Annotated in this window: 19 protein-coding genes; 4 read left to right on the top strand and 15 right to left on the bottom strand. The window is 39.4% G+C overall.

Going from position 1 to position 18,652, the window contains the following annotated elements; translation table 11 throughout:
- The first annotated feature begins 150 nt into the window (after positions 1 to 150).
- Positions 151 to 591, top strand: coding sequence for an Rrf2 family transcriptional regulator (locus tag TY16_RS10950; RefSeq protein WP_043931957.1), 441 nt, complete (start codon positions 151 to 153; stop codon positions 589 to 591).
- Between the two features lie 148 nt (positions 592 to 739).
- On the opposite strand, the gene TY16_RS10945 is transcribed toward TY16_RS10950, so the two are convergent.
- Positions 740 to 3,079 (bottom strand): helix-turn-helix domain-containing protein, encoded by a 2,340-nt coding sequence (locus TY16_RS10945; protein WP_043931955.1) that lies wholly within the window; start codon positions 3,077 to 3,079, stop codon positions 740 to 742.
- A gap of 227 nt (positions 3,080 to 3,306) precedes the next feature.
- Here TY16_RS10945 and TY16_RS26180 point away from each other — a divergent pair, with 227 nt between their 5' ends.
- The gene (locus TY16_RS26180) at positions 3,307 to 3,486 is read left to right on the top strand and encodes a hypothetical protein (protein ID WP_155922217.1); all 180 of its coding nucleotides are present in this window, start codon (positions 3,307 to 3,309) and stop codon (positions 3,484 to 3,486) included.
- A gap of 310 nt (positions 3,487 to 3,796) precedes the next feature.
- Here the strand turns inward: TY16_RS26180 and TY16_RS10935 are convergent, their stop codons facing one another.
- Positions 3,797 to 4,525 (bottom strand): hypothetical protein, encoded by a 729-nt coding sequence (locus TY16_RS10935; protein WP_043931952.1) that lies wholly within the window; start codon positions 4,523 to 4,525, stop codon positions 3,797 to 3,799.
- Positions 4,522 to 5,073 carry a sigma-70 family RNA polymerase sigma factor gene (locus TY16_RS10930; RefSeq protein WP_197028384.1) on the bottom strand — a complete coding sequence of 184 codons (552 nt, stop codon included), beginning with the start codon at positions 5,071 to 5,073 and terminating at the stop codon, positions 4,522 to 4,524. The genes TY16_RS10935 and TY16_RS10930 overlap by 4 nt, the downstream gene beginning before the upstream one ends.
- Before the next feature lie 266 nt (positions 5,074 to 5,339).
- On the opposite strand from TY16_RS10930, the gene TY16_RS26175 reads away from it, so the two are divergent.
- A complete protein-coding gene (locus TY16_RS26175) occupies positions 5,340 to 5,486 on the top strand; it encodes a hypothetical protein (RefSeq protein WP_155922216.1) in 147 nt (48 codons plus the stop codon).
- A gap of 117 nt (positions 5,487 to 5,603) precedes the next feature.
- Here TY16_RS26175 and cdaS read toward each other — a convergent pair whose 3' ends face one another.
- The 3 genes from cdaS to guaC all read right to left on the bottom strand — a co-directional run bounded on the left by cdaS (position 5,604) and on the right by guaC (position 8,014).
- Positions 5,604 to 6,236 (bottom strand): sporulation-specific diadenylate cyclase CdaS, encoded by a 633-nt coding sequence (gene cdaS, locus TY16_RS10925; protein ID WP_043931950.1) that lies wholly within the window; start codon positions 6,234 to 6,236, stop codon positions 5,604 to 5,606.
- A gap of 281 nt (positions 6,237 to 6,517) precedes the next feature.
- Positions 6,518 to 6,772 (bottom strand): hypothetical protein, encoded by a 255-nt coding sequence (locus TY16_RS10920; RefSeq protein ID WP_155922215.1) that lies wholly within the window; start codon positions 6,770 to 6,772, stop codon positions 6,518 to 6,520.
- A 258-nt stretch (positions 6,773 to 7,030) separates the two neighbouring features.
- Positions 7,031 to 8,014, bottom strand: a complete 984-nt coding sequence (gene guaC / locus TY16_RS10915; RefSeq protein WP_043931948.1) for a GMP reductase — start codon at positions 8,012 to 8,014, stop codon at positions 7,031 to 7,033.
- Positions 8,015 to 8,381: 367 nt separating this feature from the next.
- Between guaC and TY16_RS27100 the strand changes: the two genes are divergently transcribed.
- Positions 8,382 to 8,516 (top strand): hypothetical protein, encoded by a 135-nt coding sequence (locus tag TY16_RS27100; RefSeq protein WP_269320292.1) that lies wholly within the window; start codon positions 8,382 to 8,384, stop codon positions 8,514 to 8,516.
- Positions 8,517 to 8,679: 163 nt separating this feature from the next.
- On the opposite strand, the gene TY16_RS10905 is transcribed toward TY16_RS27100, so the two are convergent.
- The 9 genes from TY16_RS10905 to TY16_RS10865 all read right to left on the bottom strand — a co-directional run bounded on the left by TY16_RS10905 (position 8,680) and on the right by TY16_RS10865 (position 18,572).
- Positions 8,680 to 9,675, bottom strand: a complete 996-nt coding sequence (locus TY16_RS10905; RefSeq protein WP_043931945.1) for an LLM class flavin-dependent oxidoreductase — start codon at positions 9,673 to 9,675, stop codon at positions 8,680 to 8,682.
- Positions 9,676 to 9,690: 15 nt separating this feature from the next.
- Positions 9,691 to 9,975, bottom strand: a complete 285-nt coding sequence (locus tag TY16_RS10900; RefSeq protein ID WP_155922214.1) for a DUF3219 family protein — start codon at positions 9,973 to 9,975, stop codon at positions 9,691 to 9,693.
- Between the two features lie 134 nt (positions 9,976 to 10,109).
- Entirely contained in the window at positions 10,110 to 10,427 is a 318-nt protein-coding gene (locus TY16_RS10895) for a hypothetical protein (RefSeq protein WP_043931943.1), read from the bottom strand.
- Positions 10,428 to 10,780: 353 nt separating this feature from the next.
- On the bottom strand, positions 10,781 to 11,668 hold the full coding sequence (locus TY16_RS10890) for a peptidylprolyl isomerase (RefSeq protein ID WP_043931942.1): 888 nt from the start codon (positions 11,666 to 11,668) through the stop codon (positions 10,781 to 10,783).
- Between the two features lie 212 nt (positions 11,669 to 11,880).
- Positions 11,881 to 14,163, bottom strand: coding sequence for a M6 family metalloprotease domain-containing protein (locus TY16_RS10885; RefSeq protein WP_197028383.1), 2,283 nt, complete (start codon positions 14,161 to 14,163; stop codon positions 11,881 to 11,883).
- A 601-nt stretch (positions 14,164 to 14,764) separates the two neighbouring features.
- Positions 14,765 to 16,150, bottom strand: a complete 1,386-nt coding sequence (locus tag TY16_RS10880; RefSeq protein ID WP_043931939.1) for a sensor histidine kinase — start codon at positions 16,148 to 16,150, stop codon at positions 14,765 to 14,767.
- The gene (locus TY16_RS10875) at positions 16,147 to 16,827 is read right to left on the bottom strand and encodes a response regulator transcription factor (RefSeq protein ID WP_043931938.1); all 681 of its coding nucleotides are present in this window, start codon (positions 16,825 to 16,827) and stop codon (positions 16,147 to 16,149) included. The genes TY16_RS10880 and TY16_RS10875 overlap by 4 nt, the downstream gene beginning before the upstream one ends.
- 27 nt (positions 16,828 to 16,854) lie before the next feature.
- Positions 16,855 to 17,532, bottom strand: a complete 678-nt coding sequence (locus TY16_RS10870) for an ABC transporter ATP-binding protein (protein WP_043931937.1) — start codon at positions 17,530 to 17,532, stop codon at positions 16,855 to 16,857.
- Positions 17,533 to 17,537: 5 nt separating this feature from the next.
- Entirely contained in the window at positions 17,538 to 18,572 is a 1,035-nt protein-coding gene (locus tag TY16_RS10865) for an ABC transporter permease (RefSeq protein WP_043931936.1), read from the bottom strand.
- Positions 18,573 to 18,652 lie beyond the last annotated feature (80 nt).

Below are 18,652 nucleotides of genomic sequence, written 5' to 3'. Positions count from 1 at the left end.
TAATCATTTTAATTACATGTAATCATTGTAGTTACAGCACGGCTATATGTCAACGAAACAAAACTCTTTTAATACGATTGACTTTTTACGTTATAATACACGTGTAATCAAATGAATTACATTTTCCCGAAAAAAGGAAGGTGACTGGAGATGTCCATCAGCAGCAGATTTTCCGTTGGAATTCATATATTAACTCTGATTGAAATAAATAAAGGTGGAGTTAGTTCCTCAGAATTATTAGCAAGAAGTGTGAACACGAACCCGGCCGTCATTAGAAAAATAATGGGGATGCTTAAGAAAGCTGGATTAATTAAGGTACAACCTGGTATTGCTGGGGCAAAGCTCGCAAAGGATTTATCTGATATTACCTTGCTGGATGTTTATAAAGCAGTTAGTGTTGTTAAGGATAATGAACTTTTTAGCATGCATGAGAATCCAAATCCTGATTGTATCGTCGGACGAAATATTCAAACTTCAATCGAACCTCTCTTTTTCAGTGCTCAAACGGCTTTGGAGAATGTTCTTGAAAAAGTAACCATAAGCGATGTAGTTAAAGATGTTATTGAAAAAGAAAAAATGCTAAGTAATTAGTAAAACATAATCATATTGTCTTTTGTATGATTAAACCATACTATTCAGCGCAGTTTAAAAAAACTGGTATATTACTATTTCTCCTACCTTGATCATTTCTTTAACGGAAAAAAGCCATTGCAGCCTCTTAAAGCAGCAATGACTTTTTTCAATTAATTGCCTTTCTAATATCAAAAAAATGAATCGCATTAATGGTTAGGTAGGAATAAAAAGACCATTCACTAGCGATCGTCTCATCAAATATCTCTAAATCCGGATGGCTAGACCGATTGATATATTTGATAATTTCTTCGTCCATCCCGTACCTGCTGTTTAAATTCCACCACTTTGTGTATAAAGCACCGTGATCCTTATCAAAGATATGTTTCCGAATCTGGTAATCCCCTGCTTCCAGGCCATTAATTTTCACAAGGATTTCTTTGTTTAGCTTTTGCAGAAATGCTTCCTCAGTAGAAAAATAAGGATTTATCGCATTGGAATTCATCAGCACCAGTTGATATCCCCGATCATTTTGGGTCATCAAATAATCCGGGCCTTGAGCAATGATTGTCCCATTGAGTTTATTGGCAAACACCATCGCAAAATAGGCCGGACGTTTTCCACTGAAATAGTGAAAAAGTTCCATTCCTTCAATTCGAATCCTCTGAACTTTGCCTTTGCCTTCATGCAAAGCAGTGTTTAGCCAAAACCCGATAGATTCCACTTCATTCACAACATCCAAAACACCCCTTAGCACTAAGGCAGCACGAAAGAAAGTTCCATTCGTAAACCGTGTGTTACCGGATAATGTGTTCCAGGAGATGAGATGAAGCGGTTTATCGATATGATGCTTTTTTAAATAAGCCTTTATTTTCGCTGTTTTTTCTTTCAAATAATCTCTGGTCATGAAAAAGCGATCATCACTCAATTCCTTGAAATCAATGATGTCATTTTGGTTGGAATGATAGCCTAAAAAATCAATATGATTACTTTCCGTTAGAAGCCAATTATGAGAATCACTGGTCTTCTCCTCTCTGAAGGAGAACGGCAAATACACACCAACATGAATGTCTGGAAGAAGGTTTTTTAACAAATGATGCAGCCTTAAATACACTCGTTTAAGTTCACTTGCTTCGGATAAGGTAGGATATGGTTCATGAAAGAGCAAACGCCATTTCTTTAAAAACGACGGCCCGTATATTTGTAAACAATGCTTCATAAAACCATGCAGTTTTTGAAAATAATGTTCTTCATTTGCGGTGATTTCCTGATAGTCAATTTTGATAAAAAGAGAAAGTCCATTCTTCATCAAAAAATTCATCGCAATATCGGAATTAAAGTAAGGTGAACTTGTTGCAATCTCTTCATCTGTTTCGACATCTTCTGTAATCGTATTTCCCCTTAATAAATGCTGGATCCCTATATACTGAATACGCATTTCATCTTTTGCCATCAGGATTTGCGACTGAACATCTTGTTTTAGCAGTTCTTTCAGTTCTCCAATAATCAAAACTTGATAAGGGTGAGATAGTGGTGCATTGATTGGAAGAGAAACATCCAGAGATAGTTCCTCAAATTGTGACTCGGTGTTGCTATACGATCGATCATGTTTCGTGAGTACGGTTCCTAATTTAGCGATAATTTCAGGGGAATTGATTAATGTTTCAGTATCCTCAATATGATAGCTTCGGACTAAATCATTTTGCTCTTTTGAATGACTTTCACGGTACACACGAGGTGTAACTCCGTACATTTCCTTAAATAGACTCGTAAACGATTTGGTGTTAGCAAACCCATTTTTCATTGAAATTTGTGAAATCGTATCCTTTGTATAAAGTAAATCCTTCACACTGTGCCTTAGCCTGATATTCATTAAAAACCGGCTAAATCCCATTCCTGTCTTTTGCTTAAAATACCTGGATAAATAACCAGTTGATAAGTAAGATTTCCTTGCCATATCTTCTAAAGTAATAACTTGATGATAATTCTTTTCCAAATACTCAATCATTTTTTTGAGTCTCATGTCATTGGAATCCATTTTTTCAATGACAGTACCCTTTTGCTTAAACCGGCGGACCAAGATTAGCAATAGTTCGCATATGGATCTATGCATTTCGATTTGGTAGCTCTCATCTTTTCTGCTATATGTAATCATTAATTCAACAAGCAATTTTCTCATCTTATCGAGCATCACTTCCCTGCCCATCCCGATCTCTTGGGAAAAACAATCAAACCTGCTGTTTCGATAGTCCGAATAATACTGTTCCATAAATGAATCCGAAATCGTTAACGATAACACACGATTTGTTTGATTGCCTTTTGCCTGAAAAAGCTGGTTCCGATTAATCAGCAGCAAATCCAGTTCCTTTAAAACATAAAAACGGCTATCGATTTCTATCGTTAATTCTCCGCTTAAACAAAAAACAAATTGCAATCCTTGATTCACTCGCGGAGATAAAAATTGAATATTCTTCATTGAAATTTGAAAATCGGTTAATTGGTCCTTCATATACTTACCTCACATTCCATTAAAAAGCCGATAGGTTCTTCATAGTAGAATACTATCAGCGGGACAATACATTTTCAATGAGACTGCATCCCCTGGTCAAAAGAAGCACTGGTCATAGGTTGTTTTACCTTCGGAAAAATCGGAAAAGCTCTCCTGTTTGTATTGGGGTACTTTACAGGCGGATTAAAAAGTTTGGTTCTTCTTTTTCCACACTGAACATACAGTGGATGCGGAAAAACAGAACAGGAAATGACAACGGTGCGAGCAAACAGAACAGCGAAGTTGAGGAAAAAGTTAATGAAAAGTTCAACCGAATTAGAGAGGAAGTTGCAAAGGAGCTTGGAGTAATCCCGGAAAAACGGTTTACATCAAGATACAATTTTACCAAGGAAAAAAATCTGTCCTGAACTAACCAATCCCCCGGATAACGTACACGAGAAAAAAGTGCCCCTTCTCCGTTACGGGTTCTGTAACTGTTAAAATACTAATTTGTAAGGTGAATAGACCATCAAAATGTATTTTAATTTGATGGTCTATTTTTATTGATATATAGGCATTAATTTTACTATTATGTCCTACACTTTATTCCAAAATATCCCTTGGCCGCTATTGAGCGTTATCTTCTCCTTCTATCTATCTCTGACCCTATATTACAAAGAAAATCTTGGTATCCATACTCTAGGTTAATTTAACACTGTGTATAATTCTGAAACAAAGTTATAATTCTGGTTCAGAAATATTAATGGTAACTCCATCGTTCATATGGATATGAATGGTTTTCTTCTTTTTATTATTGCTTCTACTTAGTTGATAAGTTAAATGAACTTCAAAACTCGGCTCTGCCTTGCTAGGAATGGTCTTATCAATGGTTATGGTTTCATAATTGATTTTATTATAATGTTCAATCAGAGCTTCAATTTCAGACTCCCTAGTTGCAAATGAATGCTTTTTGACTTCTCCAATATCTCCTTGCTTAAGAGCGTGCAGATACAAGATATAAACTCCAGCACCCTCTTCTGAATTTATTGCCTTAGCCAATGTTTGATATAGTTTATGGTAATAAGGGTTTTTTGTTAATAATTCATTAATATCATAGGTATATCCCTCTGAAGGTGCCGGTGTTTCTGTAACAGGGTCATCATTTTTAGTAAGAACATCCCCGTTCTTGTTGATTTGTTCTTCAAACCCGCTGCTTTTGGGCGCCGCCGTATTACTCTCTTTTTGCTGAAAGAAATACGAGGTAGAAATAATTCCAACTAAAAGGATCGTTGCCATTACGACTATTGAATGGGTAAACCAATTGATCGATAAATTCGGTTTTAATGTTTTCTCTTTTCTTCTTGGGTTTCTGTTAAGGTCATTCAAAATTTTGGCCTTTTGCCTTGGAGTGAATGGAACTCTGCTATTCAATTCCTTCCTCGCTAAGTCAATATCCAGGGGTTTCACAATGTTTCCTCCCTTTGCATCAATTTTCTCAACCTTTCTTTGCCCCTTCTAAGCCTTGTTCTTATCGTTGACTCTTTTAAATTAAGAACCTCATTTATTTCATTAATTGTAAGTTCTTCAATATAATACAGCAGTATAACTTCCCTATACTCAACCTGCAGCTTAAGGATTGTATCGATTAAATAAGCATTTTCAACCTTTTTCAAATAAGTATTTTCGGCTGATGTGAAATTATCTTTTACTATTGTTTTCAGTAAATTGGTTGTTTTACGCACCCAGGCTGTTCTTAAATAATCCTTGGATTTATTTACCGCTATTCGATAAATCCATGTATATATAGATGACTCCTCTCTAAAGAGGTGAAGATTTTGAAATACTTTAATAAAAACTTCCTGGGTTAAATCCTCTGCAATATATTTATCTTTTACATAGGTATAAATTAATCTTTGAATTCTTTGACCATAAAGATCAAGCAACTCATTAAGATGCTGTTCTAGGTCAAAGTCCCGATTAATTTTTTGGCTTTTTTGGTACAATTTATTTGGCACCCCCCTTATTTATTTTTTGACGAAGACAGATTGGGTAATTATTCACTTATTTTGAAGTTTTTTGAATACTTTCTTCATTATTTGTTGTGCAACCTTGAATTTTCAAGAAAATTTTTTATTTTGTAATCTGACCAGTTTTCTACTAAATGGTTTTTCTTCTTGGGGCTCCTTACTGACGGATAGAGGGTTTGGTGTAAAGGAATCAAAACTGGATACTAGTATAAACTATAAGTGGAAAATCACATCTACCCCAGGGAGTGACAAAGATGCCAGAAAACAAGAACCGCGAGATCGAGGAAAAAGTTAATGAAAAGTTCAACCGGATTAGAGAGGAAGTCGCAAAGGAACTTGGAGTGTTTCCGGAAAAACGGTTTACATCAGGATACAATTTTATTAAGGAAGAAAAAGAATAGAGCTGTCCTACCCGGACAGCTTTTAATTTGTATATGTAGTAAAAACAGGTAGTTTTAGACCATTGTTCTCTTGGGATGAATTCTAACTTCTCTTTCACGGGTTTGTTTTTATTATTCTTAATTGTCAAAATTGATTGGAACAGTTGTACTAATTGGATATAGTTGCCCATTTAAGGCAAAAGAAATTTTCCCTGTTTCTTCAGATACCACAAGTGCTAAGGCATCACTTTTTTCTGAAATTCCCAAAGCAGCCCGATGACGTGTTCCGCGTTTTTTTCCTACTATATTTGTAGTTGTTAAAGGCAATACATTCGATGCTGATACAACCGTGTCTCCTCTAATCAAAACTGCTCCGTCATGCAATGGGTTACCTGGATAGAAAATCGATTCCAATAATTTTGGGGTGACTAATGCACCTATATCTATTCCTTTTTGAATCAATGAATCAATAGGCATCTCCCGTTCAACAACGATTAATGCCCCATGCCTCTGCTGTGACAGGTATTGGACAGTATCCGATAAATGCTCATAGACACTGGTGTAATCAGACAAGTAACAGTTTAAATAGAAGGTTGCCGCTTTTGATTCAATTGCAATGAGACTTTCCCTAACGTCCTCCAAACTGCCAAGAACACAATAGTTTTCATTATCAAGGATATTTAAATTTGATTGAAGTAAATGAATCAAATTTTCAATGCCATTTTTCAACTGATTCTTTAAAGGAGAGAAATCACAAGACTTGCTATCCATACCTGTCCTCCAAATACTTATTTATCATAACGATAGTATGTGTCGTTCCAACTATTTAAAACACAGATTCCGTCTTGGACTACGTTTAATTGCAAAATGTTTGATTACACCTCAAAAAGACTAATTTGCCTCTCCTCTTCATTGTGTAAAGAACTTCATAGGTATATTTTAACTAAAAACAACGATTAGAAGAGATGTGTTTAGAGATGTATTAACTGTACTATAAACGTCCTTTTTCAAAAAAAACCGTTGCCAGACTAACTCTTCTCTAAACAATTGCACTATTCTTTTTTCACCCGATATTGATAATCCATTTCTTCATAAACATCTGAATCGGGAACCCGCACTGCAAATACTTCAGCAATATACTCGGACTCTTCTTCTTCTGGAATCTGGATTACACTCTCAACTCTGTGAGTTTCTGAACCATGAAAAACAAACTCCCCTACTGCAGGCAGTTGATAGAACGTAAGCATGGCATTAGTCCAATTCGAGTTCGCTTTATCTCTGGTATGAAAGAGTACCTTAGTTTTCATCTTTTCACCCCCTGTATTGCTTTTATCCCATCCCCCCCTGTTTGAAAACCTTTTCACTTTTTTTGTCCTCCCTATTATTAAAATTTTCACTACCAGGATTCTTAAAAATAAAGGTTTTTTAGAGAAGTTCACTAAAACCATTTCAGGAGGAATGGAAACAAGGACTTTACAGGATTGATTGTGAACAGTGCAAACAAGTGAAGGAATAAATAAAAGAAAAAAGCAGTGGATTCGTTTCATCCACTGCTTGCCTAATACTTAATATATTCTATCACCATTAAAAATCGAATTCTTAACAATCGCATAATCGACGTTCCGTATCGCGGATAGCTTGTTGCCTCCAGCATACGAAATGGATGACTGAAGGTCCTGCTCCATTTCTACGAGAGTGTCCTTGATCGAGCCCCTATACTCAACATGCATCTTCTTGCCTTCAACGTTTCTCTTTTCCCCTTTTTGAAATTCGGAAGCAGAACCAAAATATTCTTTATATAGCTTCCCGTGAACTTCAATTGTCTCGCCAGGTGATTCTTCATGGCCGGCAAAAAGTGAACCAATCATCACCATCGACGCTCCGAAACGGACAGATTTTGCAATATCGCCATTTGTCCGGATGCCGCCGTCAGCAATAATCGGTTTGCTCGCCGCTTTGGCGCACCATCTTACCGCAGCAAGCTGCCAGCCGCCGGTTCCAAAACCTGTTTTAATTTTCGTGATGCAGACTTTACCTGGTCCAATGCCAACCTTTGTCGCATCCGCACCCGCATTTTCCAGTTCGCGGACTGCTTCAGGAGTTCCAACATTCCCTGCAATCACGAAGCTTTCAGGAAGAAGCTTTTTGATATGCTTGATCATATTTACGACCGAATCGGAATGGCCGTGGGCAATATCGATTGTAATGTACTCAGGAGTTAATTGTTCCTCTGCCAATTGCTCAATGAATCGATATTCTTCTTCTTTTACCCCGACGCTAATAGAAGCATATAATCCGCGGGCTCTCATATCTTTTACAAAATCAATTCGCTTCTCAGGCTGAAAACGATGCATGATATAGAAGTAGTTGTTCTCTGCCAATTTAATTGCCAAGCTCTCATCAATAATGGTTTGCATATTTGCCGGAACGACAGGCAATCTAAACCTTCTGCCGCCAAACTCTACAGATGTATCACATTCAGAACGGCTTTTTACAATAGACTTTGCCGGAATAAGTTGAATATCTTCATAATCGAAAACTGTATCCATTTAGTAAGCTCCCCTTTTGAATCGTATAGTAACAAAACAGGTTAATTTCCATTTCATTTTAGATGTCAAAAACACAATTATTAGTTTAATAGACGAACGTTTTATTGTCAACTAAATATAATGTTCGTAAATTTATCGGTTCAACTATATTTTAAAAATTCCGTTATTAAACTAAAATTTATGCGCTCAATTCGGTTCTCCTAACGTTTTTTATTACCTTATCGAAAAAATACTTCCCTTGCTATGAACGTTTGTCCTGTACATAGCTTGGCAAACTTTCATAGTATGAATGCAGGTCACTATTTTTTGGTATGTGGTCTCGACGTAACTACTATATAAAGGAGGTTGAGAAATATGGGTTACCGATATGGTTATGGACCACGTTTCGGCCCGCGGTATGGCCGGCGCTTTGGCCCAGGGTATGGTCGTTCTCCTTATGGATATGGTCGGTTTGGTAACAGACCGGGAGGCTTTGTTGGTGGATTTGCAGGAGGCTTTCTAGGAGGATTTGCAGGAGCTGCATTAGGAAACCGTTTTTTCTGGTAACTGGCACTCTACTAGATAAACAGAAAATGTCCCCAAGATACTCTATGGGGACATCTACATACGAAAAATTCATAGCCAAATCCGAACGGTCTTTTCGGCTTTGTATTCAAAGGGGATTTTCATAAAATAAGTTCTTCAGCTATCAATTTATAAGAGTTAATCCGGTCCTGCGGGGAGTGTGTAATGCTAACTATCATAATTTCATCAATGTTATAGGTCGATTGCAATTGTTTAAGCTGGCGGGCTGCTTCCCCCGGATTTCCGATTATCATCGTTTCTCTTGCTTTCTTCAGATGAGCCCGTTCTTTCTCATCAAGCGGGTATTGCTTTGCTTCCTCAATCGAGGGGACAAATCGCCCTTCGCCTTTCGCTTTCTGCAGCCCCCAAATAAGCGAACTTAACGCAATCTCTTCCGCCTTTTCATTCGTTTCTGCGCAAATGGCGGAGACGGTTAGCAATGAGTTTGGAACTTGTCCGATTTTCTTTGGTTGAAAAGCCTTAACATATTCCTGGATGATTGCCGGACCTTCAATGTCGCTCATGAACTGGCCGAATGCAAAAGGCAAGCCATTATGCGCGGCCATCAGCGCGCTTTTTTTGCCAGTTCCAAGCAACCATGGCACAGGTGGTACTTCCGGAATCGGTGCCGCTGATACCTTGGAAAACTCATGATTATCAGGAAAATCGTTCTCGAGAAAATGGAGAAGTTCTGCTACCAGCTCTGGCATTTTATAGACTCGCTGCAGGAAATTATCCGACAAGGCATTGGTTGCCTCTGCTGATCCGCCGGGAGCCCGTCCAATCCCGATATCTATCCGGCCAGGAAACAATGTAGCCATCATATTGTATAGTTCTGCAACTTTAAACGGTTTATAATGCGGCAGCAATATTGCACCGGAGCCAAGACGGATCTTTTTCGTTTGTGCGCCGATGTAAGGAATCATCACTTCTGGTGCGGGGCAGGCAAGCCCGGGCAAATCATGGTGTTCGGCAATCCAATACCTGGTGTATCCCAGCTCCTCCCCTGCTTGCGCCAGCTTCAATGATTCATTCAAAGCATCTTGCGGCGTTTGTTGTGAGGAGATTGGCGATTGATCCAATATGCTTAATTTCATAGCAAATCTCCCTTCCTACATCCTCACTTCGATAAGGGATAAATGATAGTCGCCAACATTCCCCTTTTCATACAAATTCGTAATCGAAGTGGAATATTCTTTAATTTTCCCTCTAAACGCCAGGCCTCTTTCCGGAACTTTTACATCAAAAATCCCTTCATATAAAAGTGTTGCAATGTCATGATAATCCTCACTGGTCACTTTGAAGTCAATAATTATATTATGTAAACCATTCCCTGTTTCTTCCTTATAATTCTCCACATGGATTAACTTATCATTTAACAAAATTTCTTTTGTCAAACTAACACCTGCCTTCATAGTTCTTTTATAAAAGCATATCACGTGGTAAAGCAGGCAGCCAAACAAACTGTTCAAAAGAAATAAGTTGAAAGGAACTTCAGCTTAAACCTACTTTTAGCAGCTGCACTACCCTATTAACTGTTTTTCTTTATTTGCTCACGGATTTTTTGGAGATCATCTAAAGACAGGTCACTTAAAGAGTTCCTTATTTCATCCTCAAGGGATTTTCGATTATTTTCTTGATAATGCTCCCACCAGTCTTTCAAACCCTCCGTTTCATCCAAAAGATATTCAATATCAATCACTTCAAGTGTATCGTCTGAAATATACTCCAATACCGCCGCCAGCATCCGGGTCAGTTCCACTACTTCATCGTTGTTTTGCTTGCTGCCAGGCAATGGAACAACAGTGTTTTCAGGAGAATCCATGTTTTTATCGCTTTTTTTAGGCATATCTTTGTTCCTTCCTTTACATACTTAACTTAGTTATAGTATTACCAATAAAAAGTATTGCAATTAAAGGTGGGTTATCCTGATGATATCCATGAATTCAAAGGCATCCTAGGTCATAAATGTTTATTTGTATTTAAATCAAAAGCCTCGGCTATTATGCCGAAGCTTAGATTTGATTTTATAGAAGGAGTTTTGTACTACCAAATTCTTCACAATTGCACACCGGGTCAATTGCCAAAATGTTGGTTAGTATAAATTGGGATAAGTTATTAAACTAGATAACTATGTAATTAGTGTGAAGTGTCAACGGTTATCACTAACCATTTTAGGGCTGAACATTTAACCAGAGGGGGCTAATTCGCCTGCTTCGGTTCTACATCCTTAAATGCATCTTTAATTGCATCTTCTTTTATCTCAATTTCTTTATTTAGTTTGTTTAATATCTCCTGTATCGGTTTTGCGTCTTTACTCATAAGCGATTGTTTGATTTGAACTTTCACCTTGCTCAATGGTGTTTCCTTTCTATCTGTTACCTTAATGATATGATAACCAAATACTGTCTTAACCGGCTCGCTCACTTCACCTTCTTTCAACTTCAAGGCCGAAGCAAGAAATGTTGGATCCAATTCCTGGTTGAGTCCAGAAAGGAAACCCAAATCTCCGCCTTCTGCTGCGGACACTTTATCAGTCGATTGTTTTTTTGCTAATTCGGCAAAGTCATTTCCTTTCTTTAGATCCTTTTCAATCTCTTTAGCAGTTGACTCCTCATCCACGAGTATATGGCTTGTTCTGACCTCAGTGTATTGGCCTATATTTTGTTCATAATAATCTTGTATTTGTTTATCTGAGACTTTTACACCATCTGTTGTAGCTTTAAAAAAATAAAGGGATTGTTCTATTTGTTCCTTTAATTGCTTTTCGTTTTCCAAACCCTGTTGTTGCAGGAGCACTTGAAATCCCTCTTTATCACCTGCTTGCCCCTTTATCTCTTCCAGCCTTTGGTTCACCTCTTTATCAGAAACCTCATATTTTGCTTTCAAAATTTGCATATAAACCAACTTCTGAATCAATTCTTTGCCGCGCTCAGAACTTACCACTTCTTTATATAAATCATCTTTTGAAATAGTTCCATATTCCGTTTTAACAAGCATCTCACTCTCTTCGCCAGATGTTACAGCCGAACAGGCACCAAGCAAAAGTAACAATGATAAAATGGCTAAAACTGTGATTTTATTGTTCAATTATCTTTCACTCCTTCTCTTACAAATTCTCAAAATCATTGCTGCTGATGTATCTGACTATGGTTTGCATTCAGATAGTCAGCTAAATAAGAAAGTTTGATAGGGGATATTTATTGATTCCCGCCTTCACAAGTTACAAGATTTTGAGTTTGTTCCCCCCTGTACCAGGTCATCCCCGGCACAGGAGGTATTTTCTGAACAGTGAATCTAACCTATTGCCAAATCTCAATCATTGCATCGGCATATGTTTCCAAACTGTCATACGCTTTCACCGAGATCTGATTCGCATCCTTTTTAAGATCCAAAAATTCTTTAAAATCATTAACATGTTTGACAACCTTATCCGCAGATTTTTTCTTTTCAAACTGACCCACGGAATTCAAATGTGCCTTCAATGCTTGCGCTGTACCTGCTTTGAATGCTCCCTCTTTGGCGAAGCTATCAATAACAGAAATTAGACCAGATGCGCTAAGAATGCCTGGCATGATATTGGTGTCCGTAGCGCTTTGATTCGAGTCTGTTTCTGAAGTCGCCATAAAGGTAAGGGTGGCCGGAGCTGTTTTGCCCTTCGGAATTTTAACGAATACCGGTACAGAGACGGTTGCTCCAGGTTCCACAGCAACTACGTTGTGATCAAGTTGTACTTTCCAATCCTCGCCTGCAGAAGCATTGACACGAATAAGATCCTTCGCTTCTCCGGTATTCGTGACATTAAAATGATAGACAGCCACTTTGTCTTGTACGGCAGGTTGTACAGTGCTAGAGCTTACATTCACACCTCGTTTATAGCCGCCTGCGCCCTCCGTGTTACGGACGGCAACCTGATAGCGAAGCACGCCGTCATTGTCCTTGTGTTTACCTAAAATGTAGAAATGGAGCTTATTGTATGGATCGATGTACTCACTGACAATAGTGTCCTTATCAATAGAACCATCGAATTGTCCGGAAACCAAGCTTGTCCCATTCCCAGCTTTGAATAAAGCATCAAGAGTTTGACGAGGGTCACCTTTACCAACCATAGCTATTGTGCCGTCAGGTCTTGTAAAGTCCTTCAGATTAATGTCCTCGGGATGTGAATCAACAACCCAAATGTTCGGGCCAGTCTCGGCATTTTTCGTTTTGGCTATCAATACCCCCGAGTCGGATGCAAACGAATCTGCACCAAAGCGGTCTACCACTTCAAGGGTGTAGTTATTGTACAATCTATTATTTAGAATATCGTTACGCCAGTCACCGGCAAGATAATCTGTTGGAGTTAAATCGTCCATGCTGATGTTGATGCCGTGGAGTCCGGTTCGGCCGAATTTACTGCCAATTGGAGCTTGTCGCGCGACAATATCCGCAAACGCGGGCCCAGATTCTTTTAATTCATCCCGATTTAGCTGCAGGACTTCATCATCGGATACAAATCCCTGTTTCATCTTATTACGAAGCATATGTGGTGCCGATAAAGAAGCACCAAGTGTAGATGGAATCATCCAGCGGGTGTGAGTTCCACCGGGGCCATTGAAGGATCCGCGGCTCATCGTTTCCCAATAACCCGAATAGGTTCTAGGGTCAAGAGCGGCATTATTGTAGTTATCGCCAAGACCGCGGAGATGGCCAAATTCATGAGCGAATGTGCCCATGCCATCACTCTCACCTTGAATAGAAACACGAATCCTTTTACCATTTATCGTTGCACTAGAAGCGGCAGACCAAATAGCTTTGGCTGCATAATAGGAAGTCCACGGCACATAACGGGTTTTTGCCCAGTTTGGCATGTTTTCAAATCCGGGTAAATCCGGCGGACCAAATTCATCAGGCACCGATTCTGGATTCAGAAACATCATTTCGCCGAGTTCCTGCCATACAGTTGATTCATCATAGCCGGCATGAACAATGAACGCAAAGTCGTATTCCTTTCCAGATGCAGTTATGTCAGCTGCTGCCGCATTTACTCCATCCGTAAAAAGGTTTCCATTAGGATAATTACCTGGCCGGGCGCCCGGATTCATACTATTTTCAAGCCCATACTGAAATTCATTTTTATCCAAACGGTATGGCCCATAAGAATCGAGAGACACGCCCCATTTTCCTTGTGAGTTCTCTTTCCAAAAGTTATCGATTGTCTGATAGTTGTTGAGTTTGCTAGGAACATTCAAGAAATTCTTCCACCATTCCCCAAGTTTTTCACGAGGAACGGCATCGACTTGTGGATTACCGATAAGCTCTGAACCTTTAGGTTTGGTCAAAATAAAATCCTGATCCGGAAAGTCAACCAAAATCAAGGCCCCTTTAAGTTCTGTTTCCGGTTTAATATCTGGATTATTCCAATCAATACCAGGGACCTGTTTATAATCATTCCATGTCATATTTTCTGGATTCACCCATGACTGAGTATCTATCGGGTCAGGCAGTTTATCAAGACCTGGTTCCTGAGCAAACGCGGCTGTTGAAGACATCACAAGCAATATACTTGTCGTTATTGCTGCAATCCTATTTCGAAGTTTCAAAGCGATTCTCCTCTCTTTTGGAAAATAACCCACTCGTATATGTAGGTTTTAGCTTTCGTATTCCCCCTGATGATTACGTTATGTTGTCATTTCTATTTTCGTATTAGCTCCTTTATCGCCTCCATTCATAGCGAAATGCCTTACCTTGGTTAATCACCCCCCTTAATGCCATAAACCATAGCCATTAGTCGGACAACAACCTATAAAAAATTGACACACTATCATTTTCTAATTTGCAATTAAACAATCTTGCATCGGAAGTTTGCTATGTTAAATATGATGCCTCAATAAAATATTAATAGATTCTACTTACCTTAGTGTTTATTCTAAAATGGTTTATAGAATATTACAAATATTAAAAATATTTCCCAACTGGCTCTCCTCTACTTGTTAGGAATCGACGTTATTTTCGATTCCCTTTACGATTAAGCCCATTGGTTTATCCAAAAACCTCTCTTAAAAATACTTCCGCCAATTCATTTTTCAAATCTATCACTTCTTCTTTCATTTCAATGCAATGGACTTATTTTAAAAAATGCAAAAAACAGTATGATTTCAAATGTGAAATCACACTGTTTTTTTATGGGCCAATATTCTATTTCTATAAGGGCAGCTCGACAGTGAATGTCGTCCCCTCTGCTTCTCTACTTTTCACACTAATACGGCCATCGTGTAACTTTACGATCGTTGCTGCGATGGACAGTCCCAATCCGGTACCTTCCACTGACCTGTTCCTCGACAGGTCTGCCCGGTAAAATCGGTCGAAAATCCTTTCTTGTTCAGTGTCCTTCAATCCGATACCGCTATCCTCGAAAGTAATGAAAAGTGAGTTATCGATTTTCGTAAGTTTTATTTCAATCTTTCCGCCAGGATTTGTATATTTAATCGCGTTAGAAAGGAGATTATCCCACACCGTATTAAGCAATGATGCGTCTCCAAAAATAGTTGTATCCGGCAGCGAATACTCAAGCATCAATTCCTTCTCGCCGATTACCCACTGATAGCTTTTAATCAAAACCTGGATTTGCTGCCCAACATTGAATAGTCCCTTTTTCATAATGTCATCGTTACGGTCCAGCGACGCTAAAAGTAGTAATTGTTTTGTTAGCGACGATAGCCGATTAATTTCTTCATGGATAACCGAAACATATTGGCTTCTTTCCTCGGCACTCACTTTTTCATTTTCCAAAAGGTTCGTATATCCCTTTATATTAGAGAGTGATGACTGAATATCATGCGAAATATTCGAAATGAATTCCTTCCGCGTGTTCTCGGATTTCTCCAGTTTTCGGACCATTTTCAAAAAGCTGCGGGAAAGCTCACCCAATTCATCTTTCGGCGCTGTTTCAATCTGGACATCGTACTCCCCTTTTGCCAAGAGCCGGGTGGCCTTCGTCAGACTGGTAATCGGTTTAACCAGATATTTCGTACTGACAATCACCATCAACATACTCAATCCAATCGATAAAGCGAGAATCCAGCCGAATAAGATGTGCATCTCGTTGAAAAGAAGCTTAATGTCCGGCCTAATGAACAGTGCGTAATTCTCACCATTATGCGTTAAAGGTACTCCAATCGTATTCCTCAATTCATTTGCAAAAAAGCCGGTCACGAATGTTTGATGCGGAAAGTCTCGAATTCCATGATAAACAGTGCCATTCTGAACTTCCTTGATTATAGAATAAGGAAGGCTTTTATCCCTGAAAGGCTCACCATAAAACTGATCACTCCCATCAATCCCATCACTGTTAATCAGATAAATCTGGTAGCCGACAGCAGCAATGTTCTCAAAATACTCATCGAGATTCATGCTGGGATGCTTTTCAGTAAAGGCAGCTATGTTTTTGGCAATCGCCGTATTTTTCGCGTCATTGGATGGTTTTAACTCTTGCTGATAATAGGCGTTTGAAATCAAGAAACTAAGGAGAAAGCTAATCACCATGATAGACGCTGTCATAACGATGAATTTTACATAAAGCGTCCTCATTTCCGCTTGACCTCCAACAAATAGCCAATCCCGCGAATCGTCTTAAATTCAAAATCTTCGCTCATGCCGGCGAACCGCTCCCGGAGACGCTTTATATGCACATCCACGGTCCGCTCATCACCTTCGTAGTCGATACCCCAGATTGTTTCAATAAGCTGCTCCCGTGAAAATACCTGCTTTGGATTTGAAAGAAGGAAATATAATAACTCAAATTCCTTCAGCGGCAATAGCAGCGTCCTCTCTCCTATTCGGACTTCATAGCTGTTTCTATCAATCGTCATATGCTCAAGATGAATGGTGCCCTCTTCTGACGACTTGGCATAACGCCTTAATAAAGCCTTGATTCGGAAGCTCAATTCCTTCGGCTCAAACGGCTTTACAAGATAGTCATCCGTTCCGGCCAGAAAGCCCTGTTCCTTATCCTCTAACTGGTTCTTCGCGGTTAAAAGGATAACCGGAATCTCGAAGCGCTTCCGAACTTCCTTTGTGAGTGCAAAGCCATCCATGAACGGCATCATTACATCTACCACTGCCAGATCGCAAGGCTTTTTCTGAAGAACTTCCAGTGCCTCGAAGCCATCCTTTGCCCGAATGACCGTGTAGCCCTCAGCCGATAAATGAATTTGCAGCAGATTCAATATATTCTCATCATCATCAACGATCAATAGTGTGGGCATAAGTTTGACTCCCTGCCAGATTGGTTTCTATTCGATAAGCTTGCCATCCGCCATCTTAATAATGCGGTCGGCAAATACAAGCATCTCTTCATCATGTGTAACAAAAAAGGTTGTAATATTCAAGGTCTTCGTCAAATCCCGGATCAGGGCCATCACATCCTTTGACCGTTTTGAGTCGAGGCTTGCCGTCGGTTCATCGGCAAACAGCACCTTTGGTTTATGAATCAGCGCCCTGGCGATGGCCACTCGCTGCTTCTCGCCTCCCGATAAAGAAGATGGATATGAATTTTTTCGGTGCTCCATCCCTGTCAATTTTAGCATGACTGCCACCTCACGTTTCCGTACCAGCTTCGGCAGCCTGGATTCAGCAACTTCGAGCATCAGCAGCAGCTGTTCTTCGACGGTAAGGAATGGAACAAGATGGGCAGCTTGAAATACAAAGCCAAACTGTGTTGCCCTAATTGACCGGATTTGCTCGGGAGTCATTTTATTCATATCTTTCCCTTCAAAAATAACCTTGCCATCTGAAGCATATTGAAGTCCCGCCGCAATCGTGAGAAGAGTACTTTTGCCCGAGCCGGACGAGCCAACCAGGGCGGTTACTTCCCCTTCCTTCAGCGAAAGATTGATCCCTTTAAGAATTTCTTCATTCACTTGGCCATTCGTAAAGGTTTTCTTAATTTCATCAAATTTTATTAGTTCCATAATGTTTACACCTCTCCTTGCTGGATGGCTTGCAATGGTCCAACTTTCTTGATTTGCAGCCCTGAAAGTGTAGAACCGATAAAGCTGATGACGACAAAAACAATTGCCAGCTGGAAGATTGAATTTGCCGGCAAATGGAACGGCAAGCCTTCTGGAGCTGCTTTACTAAAGAGAACGCTGATTGTTATTGAAATGCCAAGTGAAACAGCGGTAATTACAATCATCTGCGTCCACATCATCCGGAACAAGGTGCTCGTCTTGACCCCAATTGCCTTCAGGATGCCATACAACCCCAGCTTTTGGACATTCATCATATAGAAGAAAATTGCGAACAACATCCCGCTAATCACGATTAAAAAGACAACAATCATATTAAGCGACAACTGTTCGGCTTTATAACTGGGAATCGTATTCAGGAATTCATCCTTCGTAAACGACTCTAATGTATCTGCATTCATAGTCTCTCCTTCACCTGGAATGAATAGCATTTGCATCGTTTCGGTCCGGTACATTTCCTGAAAAGCTTCAACAGGGATAAACGCGACAGGTGCATGGCTGAATTTCTTACCCTCAGCAAAGCCCTTTACAATTAATTCGCCATCATACAGGTCGCTTGTCAATCTATCGCCTTTCTTTATCCCTTTTTCTATAAGTGAACTGTCGAGTATAACTTCACCAGTCCCAACATTCTCGAACATTTCTGAATTAGTTGAAGCGACGAACGCGACGCTGTACTGATTGTCTGCATGATCATTCAGAAAACCCATTTGTATCGAAAGTGCCGCAGCATCTTTCTCCATTTCCATGACTTCCTTTTGAACTTGGGAATCAATCTTAGATAGATTATAAGATTCCTCTGCATCCTCATCCAAATAGAAATGCCCGTCAGGCAGATTCTTGACCATGGCGGCATTATCATAGGAGAGTCCATTGGCCAACCCCGATATAATGAATGTCAGCAAACTGACAAGTAACACAATCGATCCCAAAATCAAATACCGCGCCTTATTCTTCCTCATTTCCTTCAAACCAAGATTCATCACAAACCCTCCAATCTTCTTTCTACACACATAGTGTACAAAGCCAATATGAACGGAGGATGAACAGCCAACAAATTTTT

This window comes from Bacillus sp. EB01, assembly GCF_000613125.1.
Lineage (GTDB): Bacteria > Bacillota > Bacilli > Bacillales > Cytobacillaceae > Bacillus_D.
This window is presented reverse-complemented; position numbering and strand designations above follow the sequence as displayed.

What these genes read in the sequence shown, in the direction of transcription:
- TY16_RS10950 (WP_043931957.1), top strand. Translation starts at nt 151, where the DNA reads ATGTCCATCAGCAGCAGATTTTCCGTTGGAATTCATATATTAACTCTG.
- TY16_RS10945 (WP_043931955.1), bottom strand. Translation starts at nt 3,079, where the DNA reads ATGAAGGACCAATTAACCGATTTTCAAATTTCAATGAAGAATATTCAA.
- TY16_RS26180 (WP_155922217.1), top strand. Translation starts at nt 3,307, where the DNA reads ATGCGGAAAAACAGAACAGGAAATGACAACGGTGCGAGCAAACAGAAC.
- TY16_RS26175 (WP_155922216.1), top strand. Translation starts at nt 5,340, where the DNA reads ATGCCAGAAAACAAGAACCGCGAGATCGAGGAAAAAGTTAATGAAAAG.
- cdaS (WP_043931950.1), bottom strand. Translation starts at nt 6,236, where the DNA reads ATGGATAGCAAGTCTTGTGATTTCTCTCCTTTAAAGAATCAGTTGAAA.
- TY16_RS10920 (WP_155922215.1), bottom strand. Translation starts at nt 6,772, where the DNA reads ATGAAAACTAAGGTACTCTTTCATACCAGAGATAAAGCGAACTCGAAT.
- guaC (WP_043931948.1), bottom strand. Translation starts at nt 8,014, where the DNA reads ATGGATACAGTTTTCGATTATGAAGATATTCAACTTATTCCGGCAAAG.
- TY16_RS27100 (WP_269320292.1), top strand. Translation starts at nt 8,382, where the DNA reads ATGGTTATGGACCACGTTTCGGCCCGCGGTATGGCCGGCGCTTTGGCC.
- TY16_RS10905 (WP_043931945.1), bottom strand. Translation starts at nt 9,675, where the DNA reads ATGAAATTAAGCATATTGGATCAATCGCCAATCTCCTCACAACAAACG.
- TY16_RS10895 (WP_043931943.1), bottom strand. Translation starts at nt 10,427, where the DNA reads ATGCCTAAAAAAAGCGATAAAAACATGGATTCTCCTGAAAACACTGTT.
- TY16_RS10880 (WP_043931939.1), bottom strand. Translation starts at nt 16,150, where the DNA reads ATGAGGACGCTTTATGTAAAATTCATCGTTATGACAGCGTCTATCATG.
- TY16_RS10875 (WP_043931938.1), bottom strand. Translation starts at nt 16,827, where the DNA reads ATGCCCACACTATTGATCGTTGATGATGATGAGAATATATTGAATCTG.
- TY16_RS10870 (WP_043931937.1), bottom strand. Translation starts at nt 17,532, where the DNA reads ATGGAACTAATAAAATTTGATGAAATTAAGAAAACCTTTACGAATGGC.
- TY16_RS10865 (WP_043931936.1), bottom strand. Translation starts at nt 18,572, where the DNA reads ATGAATCTTGGTTTGAAGGAAATGAGGAAGAATAAGGCGCGGTATTTG.